The organism is Aeromicrobium sp. YIM 150415 (assembly GCF_016918125.1).
GTDB lineage: Bacteria > Actinomycetota > Actinomycetes > Propionibacteriales > Nocardioidaceae > Aeromicrobium > Aeromicrobium piscarium.
In genome coordinates, this window is the sequence record NZ_JAERWM010000010.1 from 124,077 (window position 1) to 149,476 (window position 25,400).

Consider the following 25,400-nt stretch of genomic DNA (forward strand, 5'->3'; position numbering starts at 1 on the left):
AGGTCATTCACGGAACAGCACCGCCTTCTTCACACCGACCATCAACAGATGCAGGGTGGTGCCGAGGACGCCGAGGATCAGCAGCACGGCGTAGACGCTCGCGGTGTCACCGAAGGCGGTCCGGTCCTGGATCCGGAAGCCGAGGCCCGCGTCGGCGCCGACGAACTCGCCGACGATCACGCCGAGCAGCGACATCACGAGCGCGACGTCCATGGCGGCGAAGATGTAGGGCATCGTGTTGGGCAGGCGGAGCAATCGCATCTCCTGCATGCGGCTCGCGCCCAGCGACCGCATCAGGCGCAGCTCGTCCTTGTCGATCTCGGACATGCCGGCCAGGGTGTTGGTGAACATCGGGAAGAAGGCCAGCAGGGCACCGATGACCGCCTTCGGCGTCAGGCCGTAGCCGAGCCAGGAGACCAGGAGCGGTGCGATGGCGACCTTGGGGAAGGTCTGGAAGAAGATCACATACGGGTAGATCGCCATGCGCAGCACTTCCACATAGGCGAGCAGGGTGCCCAGCACGAAGGCGACGGCGATGCCGATGAAGAAGCCGATGGTGGTGGTCTGCAGGGTGACGCCGATATCGCCCCACCAGGAGCCTGCTCCGGGCGTGAGCCCGGCGCGCAGGCTGTCGGCCACGTCGAGTGGGGCGGGGAGGATGAGACTCGAGGTGACCTCGAGGGTGACGGCCAGCTGCCAGGCGGCCACGGCGGCGATCAGGAAGACTGCGGCCAGGACGGCGGCCTGGATGCGCGTCGAGACCTGCCATCCCCGGCGCCGCGGGGCGGTGCCGGTCCGCGGGGCGGGCGGAGCGCTGCGGGGGGTCGCGGTGGAGGTGCTCATTCGGCGGCTCCGTTCACCTCGGGCTGCAGCACCGCGCGGATCCTGCCGACCAGCTCGTTGAACCGCGGCGACTGTCGCATGTCCTCGTTCCGGGGCCGGGGCAGGTCCACGTCGACCATCTCGAGCAGCCGTCCGGGACGCGCGGCCATCACGGCGACCCGATCGGCCAGGTAAACCGCCTCGGGGATGTGGTGGGTGACGAAGACGATGGTCGTGGACTTCTCCTGCCAGATGCGCAGCAGCTCGTCGTTGAGCATCTCGCGGGTGAACTCGTCGAGGGCGGCGAAGGGCTCGTCCATCAGCAGCACCGAGGGCTTCATGATGAGCGAGCGGACGATCGCGGCGCGCTGCTGCATACCGCCGGAGAGCTCGTGCGGGTAGCGGTTCTCGAACTGGCTGAGGCCGATCATCTCGAGCAGGTCGCGCGCATACTGCTTGGTCTGCGCATTGAGCGTCCCCGCGATCTGCGCCGGCAGGAGCACGTTGTCCATCACGGTGCGCCAACGCAGCAGGGTCGACTTCTGGAAGGCGATGCTCACCGCCGGGTGCGCCGCGCGAGCCGGCTCTCCGGCGACCGAGACTTCGCCCTGTGTGGCGTCCAGCAGCCCGCCGATCATCATCAGCAGGGTGGTCTTCCCGCAGCCGCTGGGGCCGACGAGGCTGACGAACTCCCCCGACGTGATCGACAGATCGACGGGCAGGAGCGCCTGCACGGAGTCCTGCTTGGGACGTTCGTAGGTCTTCGCCAGCTGGTCGATGTAGATCGAACCGTCGCTGCCGGAGGCGGGTTCTCCGACGCTGCCGAGCGTCGCACTCCCGACATCGGTGAGGTGTGTCATCCTGCTGCCCCTTCGGATTGTGTTCAATATGCAAACAGGCTGTGCATCCTTTGACCACTTCACCGTGGCACACGTCACACGGACTGTCAACGGGTCGCCTCGTGAGACCCGGCGACCGATGGGGAGCGACCCCCGGCCCCTGAGAAGATCGCCACATGACGATGCCGAGTGACCTGCACGTGATCGTCGGAGCCGGCCCGGTGGGTGCCAGCCTGGCCGGCAGGCTGGCCCGCGACGGCCACCGTGTACGTGTCCTCACTCGTTCGGGCCATGATCTTGGCCTGCCCGGCGTGGAGTCGGTCGCCGTGGACGCCTCGGAGGAGGCGGCCCTCAGCGACTGCGCGAAGGGCGCGGCGGTGCTCTACAACTGTGCGAATCCCGGCGCCTACCCGCTCTGGGAGAAGCGGTGGCCACCGCTGGCGACGGCGATCCTGCACGCTGCCGAGCGCACCGGTGCGGTGCTGGTGACGGCGAGCAATCTCTACGGCTACGGACCCCCGGACGCACCGATGGTCAGACAGACACCGCTGCGCCCGTCGGACCACAAGGGAGTACTACGCGCGCACATGTGGACCGAAGCGCTGGCCATGCACGAGGCGGGCCGCGTCCGCGCCACCGAGGCGCGGGCCTCGGACTACATCGGCCCCACATTGCCGATCAGCAATGGGCTGCTGCCTCGCTACGCTGACGCGACGCTGAGCGGGCGGACGGCTGCGGTGTTCGCCGATCCGGACCAGCCTCACTCCTGGACCGCGGTCGATGATGTCGCCGATACGCTCGCGGCCTTGGGACGGGACGAGCGCGCCTGGGGCTTGGCGTGGATCGTGCCCTCGAACCCACCCGCGACCGTGCGAGAGGTGCTGCGGGGCCTGGCCGAGCAGATCGGGGCGGATGCACCCCGAATGCGGCAGATACCTCGCTGGGTTCTTCGAGCCGGAGGTCTGGGGATCCCGATGCTGCGCGAGGTCGACGGCATCCTGTATCAGTTCGACGCACCGTTCATCGCGGACGGATCGGAGACCGCCGAGCTGTTCGGGATCACGCCGAGCCCGTGGGAGCCCTTGCTGGCCGAGACCGCGCGCGCGTGGGCCGAGCGCGCGCGGTAGCCGCCCGGAGGAGATGCGGCTGCCCGCGCGATCCCGTGCTCGACGACATTCGCTGAGCCCGACCGGCAGCCGATGAGCGATCCTCTCGATGCCACCGGCCTGCTCGTGCCCCATCATCGCCTGATCGACCCGCACGAGGACACGGTAAGGCCAGGGCTGGACCGACCGAGGTCGGCGGGCGGCACCGCCGGCTGCATATCGAACCTGACGGTGCCTCAGGACAGCACCGGCCTAGGCCCGGTATCAGTCCCTGGCACGCAGGTACCCGATACCGCGACCGAACAAACTCGTCAGCGCATCCCCGTCCTGCCATCATCGTGGCCATGGGTACCGATGTATCCGGGGACCAGTTCGCGGAGATCGCCAGGTCCCTCAGCACCCAGCAAGGGGTGGGCGCGACACCCGAACACGCCACCTTGACGGCCCTGGCGATCATCGACGGGTGCGATCACGCGGGCGTCTCCCTCGTCACCAAGAAGCACAAGATCGAGACCATCGCCCAGACCGACGATGTCGTCCGACGTGCCGACGAGCTGCAGTACGAGCACCGTGAAGGTCCCTGCCTGCAGAGCATCCACGAACAAGAGACCGTCTACTCGCCCGACCTGAGCCATGAGCGACGCTGGCCGTCATGGGCGCCGCGCGCCCGCACCGAGCTCGGCATCCGCAGTGTTCTCGGGCTCCAGCTGTTCGTCGGCCCGACGTCCCTGGGATGTCTGAACCTGTTCTCCGACAGCCCCGAGGCGTTCCAGGCCGACCAGCGCATCTCCGCCCTCACGCTGGCGTCACACGTCGCCGTCGCGATGACCGCGGAGCAGAACCACCAGGATCTGAACTCCGCCCTGGTCAACCGCACCATCATCGGCCGCGCCGAAGGCATGCTCATGCAACGATTCGACATCACCGCCGACCAAGCCTTCGCCGCGCTCGTCCGCATCTCCCAGGACCGCAACATCAAACTGCACCTCGTCGCCGCCGACATCGCCGAGAAAGGCATCCGCCCGGATCTCTTCGACTGACGACAAGGAAGCCGGGATCCCAGTTGGACTGGAATCCCGGCTTCGATTGGTAGCGGGGGCAGGATTTGAACCTGCGACCTCTGGGTTATGAGCCCAGCGAGCTACCGAACTGCTCCACCCCGCGTTGCTGAAGACAACTCTACAGGACCGCCTCAACACCCCCGCACCGGGGTCGAGCATCTGCGAGCCCCCGTTCAGTACTCTCGCCACATGAGCGAGGACCGGGCGATCACCGCCCTCGATGCCGCCGGAATCGCCTACACCGTCACCCGCCACGGGCCGGTCGGCTCGCTCGACGAAGCCGCCCGCGCCCGTGGAGTCGAGCCCCGGTCGATCATCAAGACCCTCGTGGTCCGCCGGGCCGACGACGACTTCCTCTTCGTACTCGTCCCCGGGGACCGGCAGATCAGTTGGCCCAAGCTGCGGGCGCTGCTCGGCGTCTCACGGCTGTCGATGCCCGATAAGGACATCGCCCGGCAGGTCACCGGCTACGAGCGCGGCACCATCACCCCGTTCGGATCCACCAGCGCCTGGCCCGTGATCGCCGACGAGGGCGTGACCGGCACCGTGTCGATCGGCGCCGGCGCCCACGGGGTCGCTGCCACCGTGGACGCCGACGCGATGATCGACGCGCTCGGCGCTCAGATCGCCGCCGTCACCGAACCGCTCTGACGCCGCCGGTCCAGCCGGTCGCGCAGTCGCTCGACCAACAGATAGAGCACCGGCACCAGCACCAGGGTCAGCAGCGTCGACGAGACCGCCGATCACCACGATCGCCAGCGGCTGGGAGATGAAGGCGCTGCCGCCGGTCAGACCGAAGGCCATCGGCGTCAGTGCCCCGATCGTCGCCAACGACGTCATGAGGATCGGCCGCAGACGATGCCGCGCCCCTCCTCGACGGCCTCTCGAGTATCGAGACCACGCTCTCGATACTGGTTGACCAGGTCGATCAGCACGATCGCGTTCGTCACGACGATGCCGATCAGCATCAACATGCCGATGAGCGACGGCACGCCTAAGGGGATGCCCGTCGCCACGAGCAGGCCGATCGAGCCGGTCGCCGCGAACGGGGTCGACACGAGCAGGATGAGCGGCTGGATCAGGAAGCGGAACGTGCCCACCATGATCAGATAGACGATCAGCACGGCCAGCAGGAGCGCCGGGCTGCTACGCCGACTGTCCGATCGTGGCTACATCGAGCGCCGCGTCTCCCCCACCGACGCCCGCGCCCGCATCCTCGTCGTGACGCACGAGGGTGAACGCCTCCTGCAGGAGATGCTCACCCTCGCTCACGATGCCAACCGCGATCTGCTCGATCGCCTCGACCTCGACGACCTCCAGGCCCTCGTTCGCGGCACCACCGCCCTGCGCCGGGCCGCCGAGCAGCTCGACCAGTAGACCGGCCGACTACACGCTGGCCGGCTCCGCGCTCGCCCGAGATCTCTCGTCGATGGTGTTGAGAGCTGCCGTGACGATGCCATTGACCGCTGCGATGGCGATCCGGGGATGCGAGACGTGACGGGACAGCCAGCGCTCGGCCGCCCGGTCACCGGCGACCCAGAGCCATTGGGAGAGCGCGACACCGGCACCGCCCACGACCATTCCGGCCACCGCTCGCGGTCGATTCGCGCTGGCTCGGGTGGCCACGGCGCCGATGCCCGCCACGAGGACAGCGGGCCCGCCGATGAAGACGGCCCGGCCCCGGCCTTCTAGCCTGCCGACGGGGAGCAGACCCAGGGCCGCGCCCGCGACCCCGAAGCCCACTGCTCGCACGACACGTCCCGTGATGAGGTCGCTCTCCATGCCGTCACCGTATCGCCCGATGTGGTCTCGATACGCTCGGTCGCTAGCGTCCGTTCACACCCGACCACCGAGGATGCGGCTACTCGACCACCGAACGGGTGACCGATCCTCAGTTGCCGAGGGCCTGCTCCGCCTGCTCGATCGCATCGGCCATCTGGTTGATGCGCCGCTGGTACAGCGCGAGATCACCATCGGCCAGCGCCTGCTGAGCCTCGTCGTAGTACTGCGAGGCCTGCTCGAGCAGCTCGGCCGGAGTGGCATCGCCGGCCGGCGCCTCGGGCTCCTCCGTGCCCTCATCGCCCTCGGCAGGCTCCTCGACCTCTTCCTCCGGCGGCGGCGCGGCTCCCTCCTCGAGGCCGAGCGCCGCTCGTAGGGCCTCGTCGAGGGTCGTGCCGATGCCGACATCCTCACCGAAGGAGGCGATGATGTACTGCAGAACCGGATACGAGCCTTCGGCCTGCGACCGCTGGATATAGACGGGCTGCACGTAGAGCATCGCGCCACCGACCGGCAAGGTCAGCAGGTTGCCGCGCAGGATGGTGGCATTCGACGCCTGCTCAAAGGGCAGCAGCGTCTGGGTCACCTGGTTGTCGGCCTGGATCGCCGCGGCGATCTGGTTCGGGCCGCCGACACGCGTGTCGCTCGGCAGCTCCAGGATCTGCAACTTGCCGAAGTTCTCCTCATCGGCCGATTCGGAGTTGACCGACATGAACGCCGCCAGATTCTCGCGGTTGTTCGGCAGATAGACGCTGGTCAGCGAGAACTGGGGGTCCGCCTGCTCCGGACGCGACGTCGTCAGGTAGTACGGCGGCTGCAACGTGCCGTTGCCGCTCGACGGATCCTCCGGCACGCGCCAGCGCTCGCCGTCCTCGTAGAAGGTCTGCGAGTCGTTGACGTGATACCGCGTCAGCACATCGCGCTGGACCTTGAACAGGTCGACCGGGTACCGCAGGTGCCGCATGAGATCCTCGGAGATCTCACTCTTGGGCTGCACCGAGTCGGGGAAGGCATTGGACCAGGTCTCCAGTACCGGATCGTCCTCATCCCAGGCGTACAGGTCCACGGTGCCGTCATAGGCGTCGACGACGGCCTTGACCGAGTTGCGCATGTAGTTGACCTGATCGGTCGGCAGCGCCGCCTGGGCCGCGGTCTGCGTCAGCGTGTCGGAGGTGGCCTCACGCAGCGAGCGGTGCTGGCTGTACGGATAGTCGTTGCTGGTCGTATAGCCGTCGGCGATCCACACCACGCGGCCGTCGACGACCGCCGGGTAGACGTCGCCGTCGACCGTGAGCCACGGGGCGACCTTCTGCACGCGCTCGCGCGGGTCACGGTCGTAGAGGATCTTGGAGTTCTCGTTGACACGATCGGACAGAATGATATTCGGCTCGGCGAACTTCAGCGCGTACAGCGCCTTGTTGAAGATATTGCCGACCGGGACGCCGCCCTCGCCGTCGTAGGTGTTGGCGGTGACGTTGTCGGCATCATCCTCGTCGTCGCCGCCTCCGCTGCCGGAGCCGCGCGGGATGTCGACCTCGATCGGGTCCGCGCCTTCGGGGCGACCGACGATCGAGTACTCCGGCGAGTTCTCGCCGAAGTAGATGCGCGGCGGGATCTCGAACTCCAGCTCGCCGGTCGGGGGGATGTCGCGGGCGACCCACACCGGCTCGCCCTGCGGACCGCGCTCGTTGCCGTAGGCGGCGATGACGCCGTAGCCGTGCGTGTAGACCGTGTGGTCATTGGACCAGGTGCGCTGCGAATCCTGCAGACCTTCCAGGCTCACCTCGCGAGCCGCGATGACGACATCGCGGGGCTGATCGTCGTCGTCGAGGACGTAGCGGTCGACATCGAGAGTCTCGTTGACGGTGTAGTAGCCTCGGACCTGCTGCAGCTGCTGGAAGGCCGGCGAGACCAGCGTCGGGTCGATCAAACGCGAGCTGACGCGCGACTCGGCGGTGGCGTTGAGCTCCTCGGCCGACAGCTCCGTGGTGGCCGAGTAGGGCAGCACCTCGACATCGGATACCCCGTAGGCATCCTTGGTCGCCTCGATATTGCGGGCGATGTACGGGTCCTCGCGATCAGCCTCGGACGGGCTGACCTGGAACTGCTGCATGAACGCCGGCCACAGGCCGCCGATGAGGACAGAGGCGACGATCAGGCCACCGAGGCCGATCGCGGGGAGCGTCCAGCCCTTGAGGAAGATCGAGGAGAAGAACAGCAGCGCGCAGATGATCGCGACGACGATGAGGATGTTCTTGCTCGGGATCCGTGCGTTGATGTCGGTATAGGTGCCGCCGTCGACGACTCCCCCGCTGGCGGTCAGATAGGCGAACCGATCGAACCAGTACTGCAGCGCCTTGATCAGCACCGCGACACCCGCGAGCACCGCGATCTGGATCTGCGCGCCGCGCGTGAAGTTCAGCCCGCGACCGGCGAACCGGATGCCGCCGTAGACGTACTGCACGAAGGCCGTCACCACGAGGGCCACGATGAGCATCGTGAACGCGAAGGACGTCAGGAACTGCCACCACGGAAGATCGAAGGTGAAGAAGCCGATGTCGCGTCCGAACTGGGGGTCGTTCTGACCGAAGGAGCTGCCGTGCCACCACTGCAGGAAGGTCTGCCACCGCGACTGCCCGACGACACCGGCGAAGATGCCGATCACCACCGCGACGACGATGAAGGCTCCCCGCCGGACCGGCGCCAGCGCGAAACGGTAACGCGCGGCCGGGTCGTCGCGCCGCAACAGGTGCGGTTCGGCACGCGTGCGGTAGGCGAGGAAGAGGTTGAGCGCGACGAACGCGCCGATCACCAGAGCGAAGACCACGAACAGTCCGGCCCGGGTCAGGATGACGGTGGTGAAGACGTGGGAGAAGTCCAAGGACTTGAACCAGAGGCGGTTCGTCCACACATTCGTGAACACGCTGGCAGCGACAACGAGCGCAGCCAGCGTGATGAGGGTGGGGACGAGCACCTTTCGGCGCCGGTCGGGCGGCTCAGGGGCCGGCTGTGGACGGGGGGCACCGAAGATGTCGCTCACAGTTCTCCTGGGTCATGTCACGGCATGGCCGATGGCAGCCCAATACTACCGAGTGACTCCAATCACGACATGCTCGCCCGCAGCAGTTCCACGAGGCCGGGCACGAGGTCGGGACCTTCGAGCAACGGCGGGTCCTCACCGTCGCGAGCGCGGACCCCGGTGTGCCCGCTGCCGTCGCGCAGCACCGCGGCGACGATGCGCACCTCCTGGCGGTCGGGATGTGCGGCGACATAGGCGGCGAGCTCGTCGGGATCCTCGGGGAGATCCGCCTCGGCCGAAGGAGGCAGCATGACGCGCTCGATCACGACGGCGCATCCGTCGACCGCCTCCGGCCACATGATCGTCGGCAGGATCTCCTCCACCGGACGGTCGACGCCCAGCTGCTCCTGCTCGACCGGCGTGTAGTCGCCATCGAGCTGGTCGGCGAGCTCGGGATGGGACTCGCGCAGCTGCTCCGTGGAGACGAGGGCGAACAACCTCGGGGGCTGATCCCAGCCCGCCTCGGCCACGTGTCGCTCCACTTCGAGAGCCGCCTGGCGCAGCGGCGAGTCGGGGGCTACTTCGAGCATGTGGGCACCGTCGCTTCGGGGTCGTCGGCCAGGGCCTGGAGGGCGTCGATCGCGTCGTCGAGGGTCGCGACGTCGACGAGGGTCATGTCGGTGTCCTTCGCCGCGGCCTCGGCGCAGTTGCCGGTGGGCACCAGGAAGATCGTGGCTCCCCCTTCCTCGGCGCCGACCATCTTCTGCTGGACGCCGCCGATCGAGCCCACCTCGCCGTCGGGGGTGATGGTCCCGGTGCCGGCCACGGACTGCCCGCCCGTGAGCGCTCCGGGGGTGAGCTTGTCGTAGATCGCGAGCGCGAACATCATCCCGGCGCTCGGACCGCCGACCCGGTCGCCGATGTGGTTCTCGATCTCGATCGGGAAGTCGAATCCCGCGCCGACGGTGATGCCGATCATCGCCCTATCGGGGTCGTCATCGGCCGGCTTCGTGTCCACGGTGACGTCCTCGGCCTGGCCGTCGCGTTCGATGCCGAGACTCACCTGATCCCCTGGCTCCAGGGCGCTGATCACCTCGGCCACCTGCTGGTTGCTCTCGACCTCGGTGTCCTGAACGCGGACGATGCGATCCCCCGCCTCCAGCACGCCCTCGGCCGGCGACCCCTCGACGACATCGGCGATCTGGACCGTCTCAGGCACCTCGACGTCCATCGCGCGCAGCGCCGCGGCCCGCGAGGAGTCCTGCGAGCTGCTCAGCTGCGCGGCGCTGACCTCGCTCGCGTCGTCATCGGTCTCGCCGTCGCGATAGAGGAAGTCGTGCGGCACCAGGTTGACGTCGCCGTCCACCCACGCCTGAAGGGCGCTGAACAGGTTGATATCGGTCTCCGCGCGAGAGACGGCGACGGTCGTGAACGCGAGCTCGCCCTCCGTGGGGTAGGTCTCCACCCCCTCGCCGAAAGTGAGCAGCGGCTGTTCGTCGAGGCTGCCGAGGGTGTCGAAGGACGGCCCGGGCTTCATCGTCGAGTACGGCACCGGCAGGATGAAGACCAGGCTGGTGGCAGCGACCAGCGTCACGAGGGCCACCGTCAGCGTGACGACGCGGCGACTCATCGCCGGCTCCAGGGAACGAACATCACCCGAAGCCTAGCGATCGATGCGCGAGGGATGACGCATAGCGCGGCCGCCGCGGGTGCGTGCATCGAGGTCACGGGGCGGTGCGCCGTCAACCACCATCGGTCGCTCTGGTGGTCCGCGAGCCGCGCGGTGACGCAGGATGTGCTTCCACGGCAGCCGGGACGACCACGGAAACGCATCCTCCGCGAGCGGTGCCCGACTGACACCTGTCCGGTACGTGCCGCACCTCCGCCGGCCGGCTCCGACTCATCGCCCGGAGCCGAGACACTCACCGAAAGACCCGCTATCACCGCGTGACTACTCTGGTGACATGGCTGGCGACGACCCCCGCGAAGAACCGGAGAACCCGTTCAAGGGCACGCCCCTGGAGAACCTGTTCGGCCAGATGGGCCCCGGACAGGTCGACCTGTCGGCGATCTTCGGGCAGATGCAACGCATGTTCGAGCCCCACGAGGGCTCGGTCAACTACCGGCTGGCCACCGACACGGCACGCCAGAAGCTCGCGGCATCGGGTCCTGACCCGTCCCCTGGCAGCACGAAACAGGGGGCGGTGGACGATGCGGTGCGGCTCGCCGAGATGTGGCTCGATCGTGCCACCGAGCTGCCCAGCGGCGTCACCTCCGCCGCCGCTTGGAGCCGCGCCGAGTGGATCGAGTCCACGATGGACCGCTGGAAGGTCCTCGTCGAGCCGATCGCCTCCAATGTCGTCAGCTCGATGGGCGATGCGCTCCCCCAAGAGGCGCAGGCGATGGCCGGCCCGTTCATGGCGATGCTGACCCAGGCCGGCGGGGCCATGTTCGGCCAGCAGGTCGGCCAGGGCATCGGAGAGCTGGCCACCGAGGTCCTCTCCTCGACCGATATCGGCCTGCCGATGGGACCGGACGGTGTGGCGGCGTTGCTCCCCCACAATATCGCCGCATTCGCCGAGGGTCTCGACCACACCGAGGCCGATGCGCTGCTCTATGTCGCGTTGCGCGAGTGCGCCCACCAGCGTCTCTACGCCCATGCGCCGTGGCTGCGCACCGCCATCATCGACGCCGTCACCGAGTTCGGACGGGGCTCGCGCCTGGACACCGAGAGCATCGAGGAGAAGATGCGCTCGATCGATCCCGGCCGGCCGGATGCCATCGCCGAGGCGATGGAAGGAGGCCTCTTCGAGCCGGAGACCACCCCCGAGCAGCAGCACGCCAAGGAACGCCTCGAACTGCTGCTCGCCCTGGCCGAGGGATGGGTCGACGAGGTCGTTGGCCAGGCGACCGCCGACACCATGCCGAGTGCCGTCTCGCTCGGCGAGGCCATGCGCCGGCGCCGGGTGACCGCCGGGCCCGCCGAGCAGACCTTCGCGGCGCTGGTCGGACTCGAGCTGCGGCCGCGGCGACTGCGCGACGCCACCACGCTCTTCTCGGCCTTGCGCGATCGCGACGGGGTCGAGGCCCGCGATCGGGTCTGGAGCCACCCGGACCTCCTGCCGGATGTGACGGACCTGGACGACCCGCTGGGCTACAGCGAGCGTCACGGCGATGGCGACTTCGACGCTGCCCTCGGCCAACTGCTCGATGACGAAGCCGGTCGCGACGAGGAGTCGTGAGCCTGCACGCCGACGCCCAGCGTGTCCTCACCGCCTGGTCGCCGCCGGACCCGTCGCAGGATGCGCTGCGCGAGCAGTACCTGGCCCATCTGGAGGCTCGTCAGGACGCGATGTGGCGATCGTGCCACCCCGATCACCTGACCGCGAGCGCGATCGTCATCGCCGAGGACGCCTCGGCCGTCGCCCTCACGCTGCACGCCAAGCTGGGCAGGTGGCTGCAGTTCGGCGGACACTGCGAGCCCGAGGACACGACCGTGGCGGGCGCCGCTGAGCGAGAGACCCGCGAGGAGTCGGGAATCGACTCGCTCCGCCTCGATCCCACGCCGCTGCTGCTCTCACGCCATGAGGTGCCCTGCGGTCCCGAGCGGCCGGCCCACCACCTGGACGTGCAGTTCCTGGCCGTTGCCCCCGCCGAGGCGCCGCTGGCGGCCTCCGAGGAGTCGACCGAGGTCCGGTGGTTCGCCCTCGACGATCTGCCTGCCGATACCGACGCGACGGTCCGCGCGCTCAGCGCTGCAGCTGCTCGACAGCTTCGAGATAGCCCTCGGCGCGTTCCTTCTTCTCGTAACGGCTGAGCAGCCGTTGGAAGCCGGGCCCATGGTCGGCGTGCAGCAGATGCGCGAGCTCGTGCACGAGGACATAGTCGATGACATATCCCGGCATCTCCTTGAGCCGGTCCGACAGCCGGATACGACCGTCGGTGGTGCTGCACGAGCCCCAGCGCTTGTTCTGATTGGACACCCACCGCACCGAGGACGGCCGCACGTCCCCGCCGAGATAGCGATCCGCGAGTTCGCCGGCGCGGCGCTCGAGTTCGACATCGCCCTGCGGCCCCCGGCGCCGCGCGACCCGTGCATCGAGCTTGGCAACGAGCTCGCGGACGGTGCGCTCGGCGTCCTCCTCGCTCATCGCCGCGGGGATCATGACGATCGTGCGCTCGCCCTCACGTCGCGCCTGGACCGTGCGGCGCCGTCGTGCGCTGCGTCTCACCTCGATGACGGGCTCGGGAGTGTCCATAACGTGGACTGTAGACGAGACCACCGACGAGTTGATGGGGCTCACTGGTAGCGCCTTCAATCTCCACAGTGTCGGCCGCCATCACCGCAGGTCAGAGCCGGTCTCCGAACCCCGGTGGCGCCATTCCCACAGCCGCGTCCACACCGGGGATCGGCGTGGCCCACAGGTTGCCCACAAGGTTGTCCACAGGCGTGGACAACCTTCGCGCACTGCCAGCTTGACGGCCTCGCTCCGAACCCCTAATTTTGACGCCAGACGAACCCCCGGTGGCCGCAGGGGAAGGCGCGCCGCCGGGGGTTCTTCGCTGCCTGTGGACGACCCCGGCGCATCCCCTCGTCGGCGGCCACTATGGCGTCATGCACCCCGTACTCCCACCCGGCGCGACGGTCGTGCGCTGCGGCCCCGGCCATCTTCAGATCGGCACGACACCGCCCCTGCGCGTACCCGATCTGCCGGGCACCGCTCAGGTCCTGCGCCATGCCGACGGGGCCACGAGCGCCCGGTCCCTGGCAGAGATCGCGGAGCGCGACGGTGCTCCCAGCGGTCGCCAGCTGATCTCGACCCTGCTCTCCCGCGGCGCGCTGGTCCCAGCAGCTCCCGCCGAGAGTTCGCTGCCCGGTATCACTGTCGTCCACGAACCACTGACGGCCCGATTCGCCGCAACCCTCGAGACGGCGGCCGCGAGTCCCGGCGACGATGTCACGATCGTCGCGAGCTTGGGCGAGCCCTATCGGCCGGCGATCCGTGATCTGGGAGAGCGCGGCCTCTCCCATCTCCCCGTGATCTTCATCCAGGGATGTGCGCGCATCGGTCCGCTGACACATCCCGGCAGCTCACCCTGCCTGGACTGCTATGACGCCGGTCGGTCACGGACCGACCCCGCTTGGCGAGCCGTCGCCGTGCACCTGGGGTCGGGCCGGCCCCCGGGCGGTCCCCCGTCACTCGCGCTGATGCTGTCAGCAGTCGGTCACACCCTGGAACTCGTGCGACTCGGCCAGATCGGGAGAGTCGTCACGGTGGGGCCCGGTCGTGAGACCGGCGTGACCGAGCCGGTGGGATGGGACGCTGCCTGCCCGTGCCAGCTGCTCGCAGCCTGACTGCCGCCGATATGAGCCGATCCGGGCCACGCGTTGCCGCGATCTCCTATCCTGGCAACGTGTCCGGCCGCGACGAGTCCGACGATGAGCGCCCGCTGAGCGGCAATCCGATCGCCCGCGGAGCGCGACTGGCGAGCCTGCCCGCCTCTTTCGCGGCCCGCACGACCTGGGGACTCGGCAAGCGCATGGTCGGAGCTCCCGCGCAGGCCGTCCTCACCGATGTCCAGCGGCGGACCGCCGACCAGATCTTCAGCGTCCTCGGTCAGCTCAAGGGTGGCGCGATGAAGTTCGGGCAGGCGCTGAGCGTGTTCGAGGCCGCGTTACCCGACGAGCTCGCCGGGCCCTATCGCGATGCCCTCACCAAGCTTCAGGACGCCGCGCCGCCGATGCCGGCCTCGACGGTGCATCGCGTGATGGCCGCGGAGTTCGGGCCACGCTGGCGTGATCGGTTCCCGGTCTTCGAGGACCATCCCGCGGCGGCAGCCTCGATCGGTCAGGTGCACCGCGCGACCTACGAGGACGGCAGTGACATCGCGGTCAAGCTGCAGTATCCCGGCGCCGGGGAGGCGCTGATGTCGGATCTGCGACAGATCGCCCGCCTCGCGCGGCTGTTCGGCGTCCTGGCGCCGGGCATGGACGTCAAGTCCCTCGTGGCCGAGCTGCGCGAACGGGTCGCCGAGGAGCTCAACTACAGTCTGGAGGCCGCCGCGCAGGATGCCTTCGCCAGCGGCTTCGCGGACGACCCCTATGTCGTCATTCCGCGAACGATCACGCACACCGAGCACGCCCTCGTGTCCACCTGGATCGACAGCATCGGCTCACTCGCGGACATCATCGATCACGGCTCCCATCAGGAACGCGACGACTACGGCGAGGCCTTCGTACGGTTCCTGTTCGCCGGCCCGGCCCGGGTGGGGCTGCTGCACGCCGATCCGCATCCCGGTAACTTCCGCATCCGCGAGGACGGGCTGCTCGGTGTCGTCGACTACGGGGCCGTCGCCCGGCTCCCCGACGGCCTTCCCGACACCATCGGCCGACTGCTGCGGGCCGCCGTGGACGGTGACTACGGGACGGTCGTGGACGGGCTGCGCAACGAGGGATTCCTGCGCGGAGCCGACCTCGACCCGGAGATCATGGAGCGCTATCTCGCGCCGCTCGTCGAGCCTGCCCGGCAACAGAGCTTCACCTTCAGCAGGTCGTGGCTGCGCTCCCAGGGCCAGCGGCTCAGCCGGCCCGATGCCGAGGGGTTCGGCACGGCTCGCCAGTTGAACATCCCGCGCGAGTACCTGCTGATCCACCGTGTCTGGATGGGTGGTGTCGGTGTGCTCTGCCAGCTCGGCGCGACCGCTCCGTTCCGCGAGATCCTCGCCGAATCCCTCCCCGGCTTCGACGACTGAGACCCTCCGTCCCCGACTTTTGGCCGGTTGTGGCCCCTTTCGACGCTCCGAGAGGGGCCACAACCGGCCAAAAGTCGGGGACGGAGGGGAGGGCGGGTCAGGAAGGGTCAGGCGTGTTGGGAGACGACCGCGAGGACGGCCTCGCCGTAGCGGTCGAGCTTGGCCTGGCCGATCCCGCGCACCTGGGCGAGCTGCTGCACGCTCGACGGTTTGACCTCGGCGATGGTCTGCAAGGTGGCGTCGGTGAAGACCACGTAGGCCGGCACCGACTGGTCGGTGGACTCCTCCTTGCGCCAGGCGCGCAGCGCTTCGAAGAGGGCTTCGTCGTAGGTGGACGGGCAGTCGGCGCATCGCCCCCGAGCCCGGTCCGAGGCCGCCAGCGGACGATGGCACACCCGGCAGGTCGCGACCTTGCGCCGCCGCGGCTGGCGCGCGACCTGACGCGCCTCGTGCGATGCCGGCAGCAGTCCGTCGAGGAAGCGTGTGGGCTGGCGATTACCTCGTCCGCCGGGGTTGCGGGTGGCCGACCAGCTGATGAGGAGATCGTGACGGGCGCGGGTCACGCCTACGTAGAACAGCCGACGTTCCTCCTCGACCGCCGCGGGAGTGTCGGCGTGGACGCTCGGCATCATGCCCTCGTGCATGCCGACGAGGAAGACCGCATCCCATTCCAGCCCCTTGGCCGCGTGCAGGGTCGCGAGAGTCACCCCGTCGGCGGTCGGCGCGTGGGCCTGCTGGGCCCGGCGATCGAGATCGGCGACGAGGTCGGTGAGATCGGCCGCCGGATTCTCCGCGACGAGGTCTCCGGCCATGGTGATGATCGCGTGCAGCGACTCCCATCGGTCGCGGACCGCGCCACCACCGCTCGGCGGTTCGTCGGTGTGGTTCATCGTCGCCAGCACCGCGCGCACATCCGCCACCAGCTCCCCGGCTCCCTCGCCGGCGCGGGCAGCGCCCCGCAGCAGGGTGACCGCCTGACGGACCTCGGCGCGGTTGAAGAATCCCTCGACACCGCGGAGCACGAAGGGCACCCCGAGCTGGCCGAGTGCCTCCTCGAAGGCCTCCGACTGGGCGTTGATGCGGAACAGGATCGCCATCTGCTTGTACGAGGTTCCCTGTCGATGCAGCGCCGCGATCTCGTTGGCGACGGCGAGCGCCTCGGCCGGCTCGTCGGGGTACCCCTGATACGAGACCGGATTGCCGGGCTCCTGCTGTGACTGCAAGGCGACCCCGTCGCGGCCGCCGGGGCCGAAGACGGCGTTCGCCGCAGCGACGATCTGCGGGGTGGAACGGTAGTTACGGACGAGCTCAACCTGGGTGGCCTGGGGGAAGCTGCGCGTGAACGAGCTCAGGATGCGTGGGGAGGCACCGGCGAAGGAGTAGATCGTCTGCCGCGGATCGCCGACGACGCAGATCTCGTCACGTCCGCCGAGCCACAGGCCCAGCAGCGTGGCCTGCAGGGGGTTGACGTCCTGGTACTCGTCGACCACGAACCAGCGGTACTGCCGTCGGACCTCCGCGGCGACGCGTTCGTCGTCGGCCAGGATCGCCGTGGTGTGCAGGAGGAGGTCCTCCATGTCGATCCGGCCGCGTTCGCGTTTGACGTCCTCATAGGCGCGCAGCACCTGCCCGGTGGTGGCGGCGTCGAGATCGGCCACCTGACGGCGGCGCTTGGGCGCCTCGCCGGCGTAGTCGTCGGGACGGATCGTGCTGACCTTGGCCCACTCGACCTCCGCCGAGAGATCCCGCAACAGCGCGGTGTCGGTGGACAGGCCGATCCGGCGCGCCGCCTCGGCGACGAGGCCGAACTTGGAGGAGATGATCTCGGGGAACTCCGTGCCGTAGACCCGCGGCCAGAAGTAACGTGCCTGCCGCAGCGCCGCGGAGTGGAAGGTGCGGGCCTGTACCCCGGATGCACCGAGCTGCCCGAGCCGGGTGCGCATCTCCCCCGCCGCCCGGGTGGTGAAGGTGACGGCGAGGACCTCCGTGGGCTTGTAGACGCCCGAGGCGACACCGTAGGCGATCCGATGCGTGATGGCCCTCGTCTTGCCGGTGCCCGCTCCCGCCACGACACACACCGGCCCGCGCAACGCCTCGGCGACCTGACGCTGCTCGGGGTCGAGTCCGGTCAGCAACTCGTCGGCGTCGGGCACGATGCTCCTCGGGTCGGGGACGGATAGCGGCCGAGGCCCAGAGTAGACGCCGGGCCCGACAGCCTGGACCGCCGAGTTCCGCCGCACCGGGCCCGTCGCGGTGCGGTCCCATCGCGGAGCGGTGAGTGAGCGTCCATCGCCGCCTCGGGATGGACGCTCGATCACCGAACCGGCAGTGAGAATGGACGCCTACCCACCGCCCTCGGCGCGGGGAATGCGACCGGGGGAGAATGGCGTTGACGTCATCGAGCGGCAGCCGCTCATCACACCCGATCCGAGGGGGCTTCGTGTCCGCTGAGAACCAGTTCGTCCTGTACTCCACACCGTGGTGCGGGTACTGCCACCGGCTCAAGAGCCAGCTCCAGCGCGAGGGCATCACGTTCTCGGAGGTCGACATCGAGGCCGAGCCCGAGGCCGCCCTGATCGTCGAGCAGGCCAACGGCGGGAACCAGACGGTGCCGACCCTCGTCTTCGCCGACGGGTCGGCGCTCACGAACCCATCGGTCGCGCAGGTCAAGGAGAAGCTCGGCGTCTGAGGACGGAAGATGTGACGTCGTGGTTGCGCGGGCGACCATGTCGTCACATCGTCCGTCGACGCCGTGACGCAAGAGGTGATTCTGCGGCGGCCCTGACGACCACGGAGTCACATCTCCCGTCAGCGTGCGTGGTCGGAACCAGACATCAGGACCAGGCTCCCGGGATCTCGCGGCCGGCCCACTGCTCGATGAGCCAGCGCGAGATCGAGACGTGCGGCGGAGGCAGCACGATCTCCTCCCGCTCCCCCAACTCCACCAGCTCGTCACGAGTGAACCAGGCCGCCTGGGCGATCTCGTCGGCATCGACGTGGATGTCGGTGGTGGTGGCGCGTCCGAAGAAGCCGAGCATCAGGCTCGCGGGGAACGGCCACGGCTGACTGGCCGCGTACCGTACCTCGCCGACCTGGATGCCCACCTCCTCGTCGACCTCGCGTCGCACGGCATCCTCCAAGGACTCACCCGGTTCCACGAAACCGGCCAGCGTCGAGAACCGCCCCTCGGGCCACCGAGGATTGCGGGCGAGCAACGCCCGATCGTCTTCGTCCGTGATGAGCATGATGACCGCGGGATCCGTACGTGGGAAATGATCCGTGCCGCAGGCGTGGCATCGCAGAAGATGTCCGGAGCTCTCCACCGAGAGGTACTCACCACAGCGCGAGCAGTAGGAGTGGCCGGCGATCCAGCGGGCGATGCCGACGGCGTGGATCGCCAGAGACAGCTCGGGCCCGCTGAGCAGCGGGGCGAGGATGCGCAGGCTCACCGGGGCCAGCTCCTTCGGCACCCTCCCGACGATCACCGCGGCGTGGGTAACACCCTGGTGCTCGCCGAGCAGGATCCACTCCCCCTCGGGCGCGTCGGCCGGGGCGAGCCATCGCAGGGCGGGACCGTCGACGGTGGCCACGTGCTCGCCGCCGAGGACGAGCACGCGCAGAGTCGGGTCCTTGCGCCATTCCTCGTCGGCTCGCCGATTGCCCTGGCGGTCATGGTGTGTGCGGTCGAAGGCGAAGTCCACCCGCTCACCGTAGCCCGAGCCGGATGGCCAGCTCCTCGCGACCGGGGAGGTCGTCGGGACGTTGGAGCTCGCCGGTGCGCACGTAGTAGAAGGCCGCTGTCACGCGTGCCGGATCGATATCGTGCATCTCGGCCCAGGCGAGCCGGTAGACCGCCAGCTGCAGGGGGTCGGCATCGGCGCGTCGATTGGTCTTCCAGTCGACGATCTCGAAACCATTGTCGGTGGTGAAGACCGCGTCGATCCGGCCGAGGATCTGCTGGCCCCCCAACCGCAGCGTGAACGGGACCTCGACGGCCGCCGGCTCCCGGTCGGCGAAGAGACCTGACTCGAAGGCCTTCTTCAGTGCCTCCAGCTCACCGTCATCGGAGATGTCGACGATATCCGTGCCCGGGGCGCCCGGCAGCTCCTCCGGGTCGAGCAGGGTCTGCTGGCCGTAGCGGGCTTCGATCCAGGCGTGGAACCGCGTGCCGAACCGCGCGGCGCCCGAGGGACGCCGTGGCAGCGGGCGAGCGAGCGAACGCGCGAACGCGTCCGGGTCCTCGGCGAGCGCGAGGGTCTGCGTGGCGGAGAGGGTATCGGGCAGCGGAACTTCGACGATCTGGTCCTGGGCCCGTTCCGCCTCCTCGATCAGCAGATCCAGTTCGGCACGGATCTGCTGGAGTTCCGGATGCACCGTGAGCGGTAGCGCCTCCGTGGCTTTCAGGTGCGAGTGAACCTCGCCGGCGAAGGCCCGGCGCGACTCCATCCCCCGCAGAGCGACCGGCCAGGCATAGACGGTGTCGTCGATGTGCGGATTGGTCGCATCGGCCTCCGGCTCCGCAGCCCAGACGAGGGGCTCGGTTCCGCGTTCGGCGAGCCACTCGCGGACATCGGAGAGGAACCGCGAGACCTGGCGCGGCCTGACTTGCGTGCGCCCCCACCGGTGGCCGCTCACGTGGAGGCGATACCGGGCACGGGTAAAGGCGACATAGCCCAGCCGGATCTCCTCCATCAGCGCATCGGCCTTGTTGCGTCGCTTGAAGTCCTCCTCGCCCTCACGCGAGAGCTCCTCGAGGTCCGGCACGAAGGCCGCGTCGCCGCGCAGCCCGACCGGAAGCACGCTCGCATTCGAGATCCAGCGAGACCGCCCCTTGTCATCGGGGAACACCCCGGCGGACACGAAGGGAACGAAGACCTCGTCGAATTCCAGGCCCTTCGACTTGTGGATGGTCAGCACTTTGACGGAGTCGGCCTCCGAGGGAGCCGACAGCTCCATGCCCCGGTTGAAATCGGTCTCGGCGCGCAGATACGCCAGCAGCCCGGTGAGCGACGCATAGCGGTCGTGCTGGGCGTAGTCGCCGATCGCGTCGAGCAGCAGCGATAGATTGTCCGAACCCGCCTCCGAGACCGCGAGTTCCACGTCGAGATCGAGCTCGGCGACCGCCCGTCGAGCGAGATCCGAGAGCGGCTCGTGCACATGCCGGCGCAGTCTCGCGAGGAGTGACGCGAGATCGGCGAACCTCCGCCGCGCCTCGTCCGAATACGGCAGATCGCCCGGGTCCTCGACGGCCTCGGCCAGCGACACGACCTCAGTGGGATCGGCTCCGGCGGTCGCCTCCGCCAGATCGGCGAGGAGTCGCTCGTCGGGCTGCTCGGCGTCAGCCCCCGAGGCCGTCCAGACGCGACCGAGATCGGCCGCGCGACGGCCCAGGAGGGCGAGATCGCGATCCCCGATGCGCCAACGCGGGCCCGCCAGCAGGCGCAGCATGGACGGATTGGCGGTGACATCGTCGAGCACCTCGAGCACCGCGAGGACATCGAGGATCTCCGGCTGGCTCAGCAAGCCGGTCAGCCCGACGATCTCGACGGGGATCTGCCGGGCCCGGAGCGCTCGGACGATCTCGGTGTTCTCGGCGGTGGCCCGCACGAGGATCGCGATGTCACGCCAGAGGTGATCGGCTCCTGTCTCTCGCGCGCGCTCCCCCGCGGCCGCGACAGCATCCACCAGGGCGTCGATCTCCTCCGCGACACCCATGTGCAGGGCGACCGTGACCTCGCCCGGCGGATTCTCCGGAGCTGCCCGCAACGGGGTGACGATCGGCTTGACGGCATCGTCCTCGTAGTACTCGCGAGCGACGACCGCGGCGAGATCGATGATCTCGGGGGCGCAGCGTCGGGTCACCGACAGAGCATGCCGGGTGCCGGGCAGCTCGTTCTCACCGGCGAAGTCGTCGAGGAAAGCCGCCAGATTGCCGGATGCGGCCCCCCGCCAGCCATAGATCCCCTGCGCCGGATCGCCGACGGCGCTGATGCCCTGTCCGGCGAAGACGGCTCGCAGCAGATCGCGCTGCGCGACCGAGGTGTCCTGGTACTCATCGAGCAGGACCACGTCGAATCGGTCGCGCAGGCTCTGCTGGACCTCCGGGAGCTGAGCGAGCCGCGCCCCCCAGGCCATCTGATCGGAGAAGTCCATCACCCCGGCCTCGAGCTTGGCCGCACGATAGTCGTCGACGAGCCGTGACAACTCGATGCGCTTGCGCGAGGTGGCGACCACGTCACGGTGCAGTTTGAGCTGCTTGGCGACCGACTCGGCCTCGGCGATCACGCGTTCGTCGAAGGCCCGCAGCTGCCCGGTGCTCACCAGATGCTCCGACAGCTGCCCGTCCAGGGCGAGAAGATCGGTGATCGTGGTAGGCATCCACGCGGAGACATGTGTGAGGGTGCCGGTGTGGTCGCGCACGACGCGCGCCGCGATCTGGAAGCGGGTGGCGTCGGCGAGCACGCGCAGATCCGGTTCGACCCCCAGGCGAAGTCCGTGCTCGGCGATCAGCGTGCCGGCGAAGGCGTGGTAGGTCGAGATCGTCGGCTCACCGTGCTCGGAGAAGTCGCCGATCCGCTCCAGCGAGGCGCGGACTCGCGCGGCCAGCTCACCGGCGGCCTTGGCGGTGAAGGTCAAGCCCAGGATCGTCGCCGGGTCGATCTCCTCGTACCCCACCAGCCAGACGACCCGAGCCGCCATGACCGCCGTCTTGCCCGACCCCGCGCCCGCGATGATGGCCTGCTGACGGTGCGGCGGCTCGACGATGGCCGCCATCTGCTCGTCGCTGAAGGGGATCTCCAGGACCTCACGCAGCTGGTCCGGCGATGTCAGCAGCCTCATGTGTCACCGCCGATCGTGAACGTCGTCTTGGCCGGACACACGGTCTCGAACTCGCAGAATGAACAGGTCTGGGGCATCGCCGCGAAGCGCTCGGACCGCATGGTCTCGACCGACGTGCGGATGAGGTCGAGGGCGAAGAACGGCTCGTCGCCGCTGGGGGCGTCCTGGGGTTGCACCTTGGGGTCATCAGGATGCTTGGCTCCAGCCGCCGCACGCAGCTGAACCAGCTCGGCCCCGCCTGCCGGCGCCCCGGGAGCGAGATCGCCGACCGCACCGTGCTGCACAGCGAGCTGGTAGACGCCCAGCTGCGGATGCTCGGCGACATCGGCACCTCGAGGAGGGTTCTTGGAGGTCTTGAGGTCGATCACGTGCACTCGGCCGTCGGCGTCCAGCTCGACACGGTCCATCGACCCACGCAAGACCGCGCGCTCACCGTCCAGCTCCAGCTCGACCGAGAACTCGTGCTCCGCGGCGATCACCCGGCGGGGATTGGCTGCGTGCCAACGCGCGAACCTCACGAGTGCCTCACGGGCCGCGCCCTTCTCGCGTTCGCTGATCCACGGAGCGGCGAAATCCAACTGCCCCCAGACGGCATCGAGGTGACCCATCATCGCCTCGACATCGGGGGCATCCTCGCCGCGACGGACGATGTCGGCGGCGAGCGCGTGCACGATGAGACCGAAGCCCTGAGCCGTGGAGCTGGCACGCGAGCCGCGCACCTCACGCGAGAGGAACCACTTGAGCGAGCAGCTCGTGATGTCGCCGACGGACGAGCCCGACAGTCCGAGGGGCGACTCCGGGTCCTTGATCGGCTCCTCATTGACGGTGAGCTCCCGCACACCCCACCAGCGATCCGGATGCGCGGCGCGACCGGACCAGAGATCGTGCCGCGCGATCTCGGCCAGCATCGCGGCTGCCTCGGACCTCACGGCGGGGTCGCTCGCATCGCCGTAGCGTCGCAACTGGGCGATGACCGCTCGCAGTGAGAGCGGGCGGTGCGGGCGAGCGCGGGGCAACTCGGCCCGATCCTGCGGGCCGAAACCCGCAGCCAGCAGCTCGCGGACGAAGCGAGACGGCTGATCGCCGTCGTCGGTGGGGGTCTCGACCGCCGTGACGACCAGGCGACGACTCGCCCGCGTGCAGGCGACATAGAACAGCCGCCGCTCCTCGCGCAGCCTCTCGGACCGCTCGCCGGCATGCTCCCCCGCGAGGTTCTCCGCGCCGAGCAACGATCCACGGAAGCGCAGATCCGGCCAGCGCTCCTCCTGTACCCCGGCGACGATCACCAGCGGCCATTCGAGCCCCTTGGCCCGGTGCGCCGTCATCAGCCGGACGGCATCGGGACGCATCTGGCTGGTGACGAGCTGGTCGGCAGGGATCTGCTGGGCACGCAGATCGGCGATGAAGTTGATCACTCCGACCCGCCGCTTGCGCTCCTCACCTCGAGCCGCGTGGTGGAAGAGCGCGACGACCGCGTCGAGATCGCGGTCGGCCGCCAGTCGGCCTTCGCCGCCCTCCTCCCACTGGTCGCGCAGGCGGGCCGGCCAACCGGTCCCGTCCCAGAGGGTCCAGAGCACCTGCTCGGGCGGCTCGCCCTCGTCGATCTGCCGAGCCGCGCGACGCAGCAGGACGGCGAGACGACGGGCGAGCTCCACCGCCTCGGAGGTAGCCGGCTCCAGCCGACCGAGACCGAGCATCGCCGGATCGAGCAGGGCATCGGCGATCAGTTCGGGTGAACGGCGATCCGGGGTGCGGCGGCGCAGCGCCCGCCCGACCCGGCGGAGCGCCGGAGCATCGAGGCCGGCGAGCGGACCCGTCAGCAAGGTCTGGGCATGCTCGGGATCGAGGGGGAAACCCCGTGCCACGAGGTCGGCCGCCTCCAGCGCCGACAAGAGCGCCCGCACGGCGGGCTCGGCGACCAGGGGCACCTCGTCGCCGGCGACCTCGACGGGGACACCGGCCGGGACGAGGACTCGCTGCAGCCTCGACAGATCGCTGCCCGAACGCACGAGCACGGCCATCTGCGACCACGCCCAGCCGTCCTCGAGATGAGCATGGCGCAGGACCTCCGCGATGTGCTCGGCCTCCGCGGTGGCCGAAGCGTAGGTCTCGACGAGGACCTCGCCTTCGTAGGGAGCCTCCGATGCGACCTCCCGGTGCCGGCGCAGGACCTGCGGGTCGAGGCTCCCGGGATGTCCGCTCCCGCCGAGAACGGTCTGTGCGGCCGCCAGCACCCGTGGGCCGAACCGGCGCGTCACGCGCAGCGCCATGACCTCGGCTGCGGCACCCGGCACCCCGAACTGATCGGTGAAACGCAGGATCCCGGCGGGATCGGCCCCGCGGAATCCGTAGATCGCCTGGTCGTGGTCGCCGACCGCGATGAGCCCTTGTCCGCCGCTGGTGAGCGCGTGCAGCAGATCCACCTGCATCGGATCGGTGTCCTGATATTCGTCGACCACCACGAGCTTGAAACGGCGACGCAGCTCAGCGGCGGTACGGGGATCGTCCAGCATCCGCCGCGCCGACGTGACCAGTGTCGAGTAGTCGGCGAGGTTGGCCAGGGCGGTGACCTGCTCGTACTCCTCGATGGCCTCGGCGAGGCGCGCCCAGTCCGACCTATCGCGCTCGGCCGCCAGCTGCCGCAGATCGTCGACGGTCAGGCCCTCAGCCGCGAGACGACCCATGAACCCGTCGATCTCGGCAGCGAAGCCACGCGTGCGGAGCGCCTCGCGGAGCGCGGCGGGCCAGGAGGCGGTGTCATGGCCCGCCAGCAGCTCGGTGATGACCGCATCGCGTTCCGGTGCGGTCAGCAGGTCGGCGGGCGCCGCGTACGTCTCGGGGTCACTGAACTCGCGGACCAGTGCGTAACAGAAGGAGTGGAAGGTCAGCGCCGAGACGGCCGATGCGGTGGCGGTGCGGCGAGCACCGATGCGCGCGCGCAGCTCTTCCGCGGCCTTGCGGCTGAAGGTGAGCACGAGGACCTCGTCGGGACTCAGCTCACCGCGCTCGAGACGATCGACGACGACCTCGACGATGGTGGTGGTCTTGCCTGTCCCGGGACCGGCGAGCACCAGCAACGGCCCGCCGCGATGATCGACGACGGCCTGCTGGCTGGCATCGAGCCGCGGGGCGATCGCGGGGGTGTCGTCGGGTGCGACGACGCGGTACTCCAGGGGCATGC

The 25,400-nt window shown here is 69.1% G+C and carries 20 protein-coding genes, 1 tRNA gene and 1 pseudogene; 9 read left to right on the forward strand and 13 right to left on the reverse strand.

The window, feature by feature from the left end; all coding sequences use genetic code 11:
* Positions 1-3: 3 nt before the first annotated feature.
* Positions 4-843: an ABC transporter permease gene (locus JL108_RS06275; protein WP_143911854.1), complete on the reverse strand. Its 840-nt coding sequence runs from the start codon at positions 841-843 to the stop codon at positions 4-6.
* Positions 840-1,682: an ABC transporter ATP-binding protein gene (locus tag JL108_RS06280; RefSeq protein ID WP_143911856.1), complete on the reverse strand. Its 843-nt coding sequence runs from the start codon at positions 1,680-1,682 to the stop codon at positions 840-842. The genes JL108_RS06275 and JL108_RS06280 overlap by 4 nt, the downstream gene beginning before the upstream one ends.
* A gap of 155 nt (positions 1,683-1,837) precedes the next feature.
* Here JL108_RS06280 and JL108_RS06285 point away from each other — a divergent pair, with 155 nt between their 5' ends.
* The gene (locus JL108_RS06285) at positions 1,838-2,788 is read left to right on the forward strand and encodes an NAD-dependent epimerase/dehydratase family protein (RefSeq protein WP_205197539.1); all 951 of its coding nucleotides are present in this window, start codon (positions 1,838-1,840) and stop codon (positions 2,786-2,788) included.
* Between the two features lie 323 nt (positions 2,789-3,111).
* Entirely contained in the window at positions 3,112-3,807 is a 696-nt protein-coding gene (locus JL108_RS06290; RefSeq protein WP_205197540.1) for a GAF and ANTAR domain-containing protein, read from the forward strand.
* A 47-nt stretch (positions 3,808-3,854) separates the two neighbouring features.
* Here JL108_RS06290 and JL108_RS06295 read toward each other — a convergent pair.
* Positions 3,855-3,931 (reverse strand) — tRNA-Met (locus JL108_RS06295).
* Between the two features lie 86 nt (positions 3,932-4,017).
* Here JL108_RS06295 and JL108_RS06300 point away from each other — a divergent pair.
* Positions 4,018-4,479, forward strand: coding sequence for an aminoacyl-tRNA deacylase (locus JL108_RS06300; protein WP_205197541.1), 462 nt, complete (start codon positions 4,018-4,020; stop codon positions 4,477-4,479).
* Between the two features lie 132 nt (positions 4,480-4,611).
* On the opposite strand, the pseudogene JL108_RS19800 reads toward JL108_RS06300, so the two are convergent.
* Positions 4,612-4,961 (reverse strand): annotated as a pseudogene (locus JL108_RS19800) (efflux RND transporter permease subunit); the annotation flags it as partial.
* Positions 4,962-5,049: 88 nt separating this feature from the next.
* On the opposite strand from JL108_RS19800, the gene JL108_RS06310 reads away from it, so the two are divergent.
* Entirely contained in the window at positions 5,050-5,205 is a 156-nt protein-coding gene (locus tag JL108_RS06310) for a hypothetical protein (RefSeq protein WP_205197542.1), read from the forward strand.
* Between the two features lie 9 nt (positions 5,206-5,214).
* Here the strand turns inward: JL108_RS06310 and JL108_RS06315 are convergent, their stop codons facing one another.
* From JL108_RS06315 to JL108_RS06330, 4 genes are all read right to left on the reverse strand, one after another.
* Positions 5,215-5,610 carry a hypothetical protein gene (locus JL108_RS06315; RefSeq protein WP_205197543.1) on the reverse strand — a complete coding sequence of 132 codons (396 nt, stop codon included), beginning with the start codon at positions 5,608-5,610 and terminating at the stop codon, positions 5,215-5,217.
* A gap of 109 nt (positions 5,611-5,719) precedes the next feature.
* A complete protein-coding gene (locus JL108_RS06320; protein ID WP_143911985.1) occupies positions 5,720-8,647 on the reverse strand; it encodes a UPF0182 family protein in 2,928 nt (975 codons plus the stop codon).
* A gap of 62 nt (positions 8,648-8,709) precedes the next feature.
* Positions 8,710-9,216, reverse strand: a complete 507-nt coding sequence (locus JL108_RS06325) for a PPA1309 family protein (RefSeq protein WP_205197544.1) — start codon at positions 9,214-9,216, stop codon at positions 8,710-8,712.
* On the reverse strand, positions 9,204-10,256 hold the full coding sequence (locus JL108_RS06330) for a PDZ domain-containing protein (protein ID WP_205197545.1): 1,053 nt from the start codon (positions 10,254-10,256) through the stop codon (positions 9,204-9,206). The genes JL108_RS06325 and JL108_RS06330 overlap by 13 nt, the downstream gene beginning before the upstream one ends.
* A 334-nt stretch (positions 10,257-10,590) precedes the next feature.
* Here JL108_RS06330 and JL108_RS06335 point away from each other — a divergent pair, with 334 nt between their 5' ends.
* Positions 10,591-11,868: a zinc-dependent metalloprotease gene (locus JL108_RS06335; protein WP_205197546.1), complete on the forward strand. Its 1,278-nt coding sequence runs from the start codon at positions 10,591-10,593 to the stop codon at positions 11,866-11,868.
* Positions 11,865-12,443: an NUDIX hydrolase gene (locus JL108_RS06340; protein WP_205197547.1), complete on the forward strand. Its 579-nt coding sequence runs from the start codon at positions 11,865-11,867 to the stop codon at positions 12,441-12,443. The genes JL108_RS06335 and JL108_RS06340 overlap by 4 nt, the downstream gene beginning before the upstream one ends.
* On the opposite strand, the gene JL108_RS06345 is transcribed toward JL108_RS06340, so the two are convergent.
* Positions 12,376-12,885, reverse strand: coding sequence for a M48 family metallopeptidase (locus JL108_RS06345; RefSeq protein ID WP_205197548.1), 510 nt, complete (start codon positions 12,883-12,885; stop codon positions 12,376-12,378). The genes JL108_RS06340 and JL108_RS06345 overlap by 68 nt on opposite strands.
* Positions 12,886-13,241: 356 nt before the next feature.
* Here JL108_RS06345 and JL108_RS06350 point away from each other — a divergent pair, with 356 nt between their 5' ends.
* Positions 13,242-13,982, forward strand: a complete 741-nt coding sequence (locus JL108_RS06350; RefSeq protein WP_205197549.1) for a hypothetical protein — start codon at positions 13,242-13,244, stop codon at positions 13,980-13,982.
* Between the two features lie 59 nt (positions 13,983-14,041).
* Positions 14,042-15,379, forward strand: a complete 1,338-nt coding sequence (locus JL108_RS06355) for an AarF/ABC1/UbiB kinase family protein (protein ID WP_307837205.1) — start codon at positions 14,042-14,044, stop codon at positions 15,377-15,379.
* A gap of 107 nt (positions 15,380-15,486) precedes the next feature.
* Here JL108_RS06355 and JL108_RS06360 read toward each other — a convergent pair whose 3' ends face one another.
* Positions 15,487-17,532 (reverse strand): ATP-dependent DNA helicase UvrD2, encoded by a 2,046-nt coding sequence (locus tag JL108_RS06360; protein WP_205197550.1) that lies wholly within the window; start codon positions 17,530-17,532, stop codon positions 15,487-15,489.
* A 287-nt stretch (positions 17,533-17,819) separates the two neighbouring features.
* On the opposite strand from JL108_RS06360, the gene JL108_RS06365 reads away from it, so the two are divergent.
* The gene (locus tag JL108_RS06365; RefSeq protein ID WP_246065060.1) at positions 17,820-18,068 is read left to right on the forward strand and encodes a mycoredoxin; all 249 of its coding nucleotides are present in this window, start codon (positions 17,820-17,822) and stop codon (positions 18,066-18,068) included.
* A gap of 145 nt (positions 18,069-18,213) precedes the next feature.
* On the opposite strand, the gene nudC is transcribed toward JL108_RS06365, so the two are convergent.
* Genes nudC through JL108_RS06380 form a run of 3 tightly spaced genes read right to left on the reverse strand, consistent with a single transcriptional unit; the run spans position 18,214 to position 25,398 of the window.
* A complete protein-coding gene (gene nudC / locus JL108_RS06370; RefSeq protein WP_205197552.1) occupies positions 18,214-19,080 on the reverse strand; it encodes an NAD(+) diphosphatase in 867 nt (288 codons plus the stop codon).
* A gap of 4 nt (positions 19,081-19,084) precedes the next feature.
* Positions 19,085-22,219, reverse strand: coding sequence for an ATP-dependent DNA helicase (locus JL108_RS06375; RefSeq protein WP_205197553.1), 3,135 nt, complete (start codon positions 22,217-22,219; stop codon positions 19,085-19,087).
* Positions 22,216-25,398 (reverse strand): ATP-dependent DNA helicase, encoded by a 3,183-nt coding sequence (locus tag JL108_RS06380; RefSeq protein ID WP_205197554.1) that lies wholly within the window; start codon positions 25,396-25,398, stop codon positions 22,216-22,218. Before JL108_RS06380 ends, JL108_RS06375 begins: the two co-directional genes overlap by 4 nt.
* Positions 25,399-25,400 lie beyond the last annotated feature (2 nt).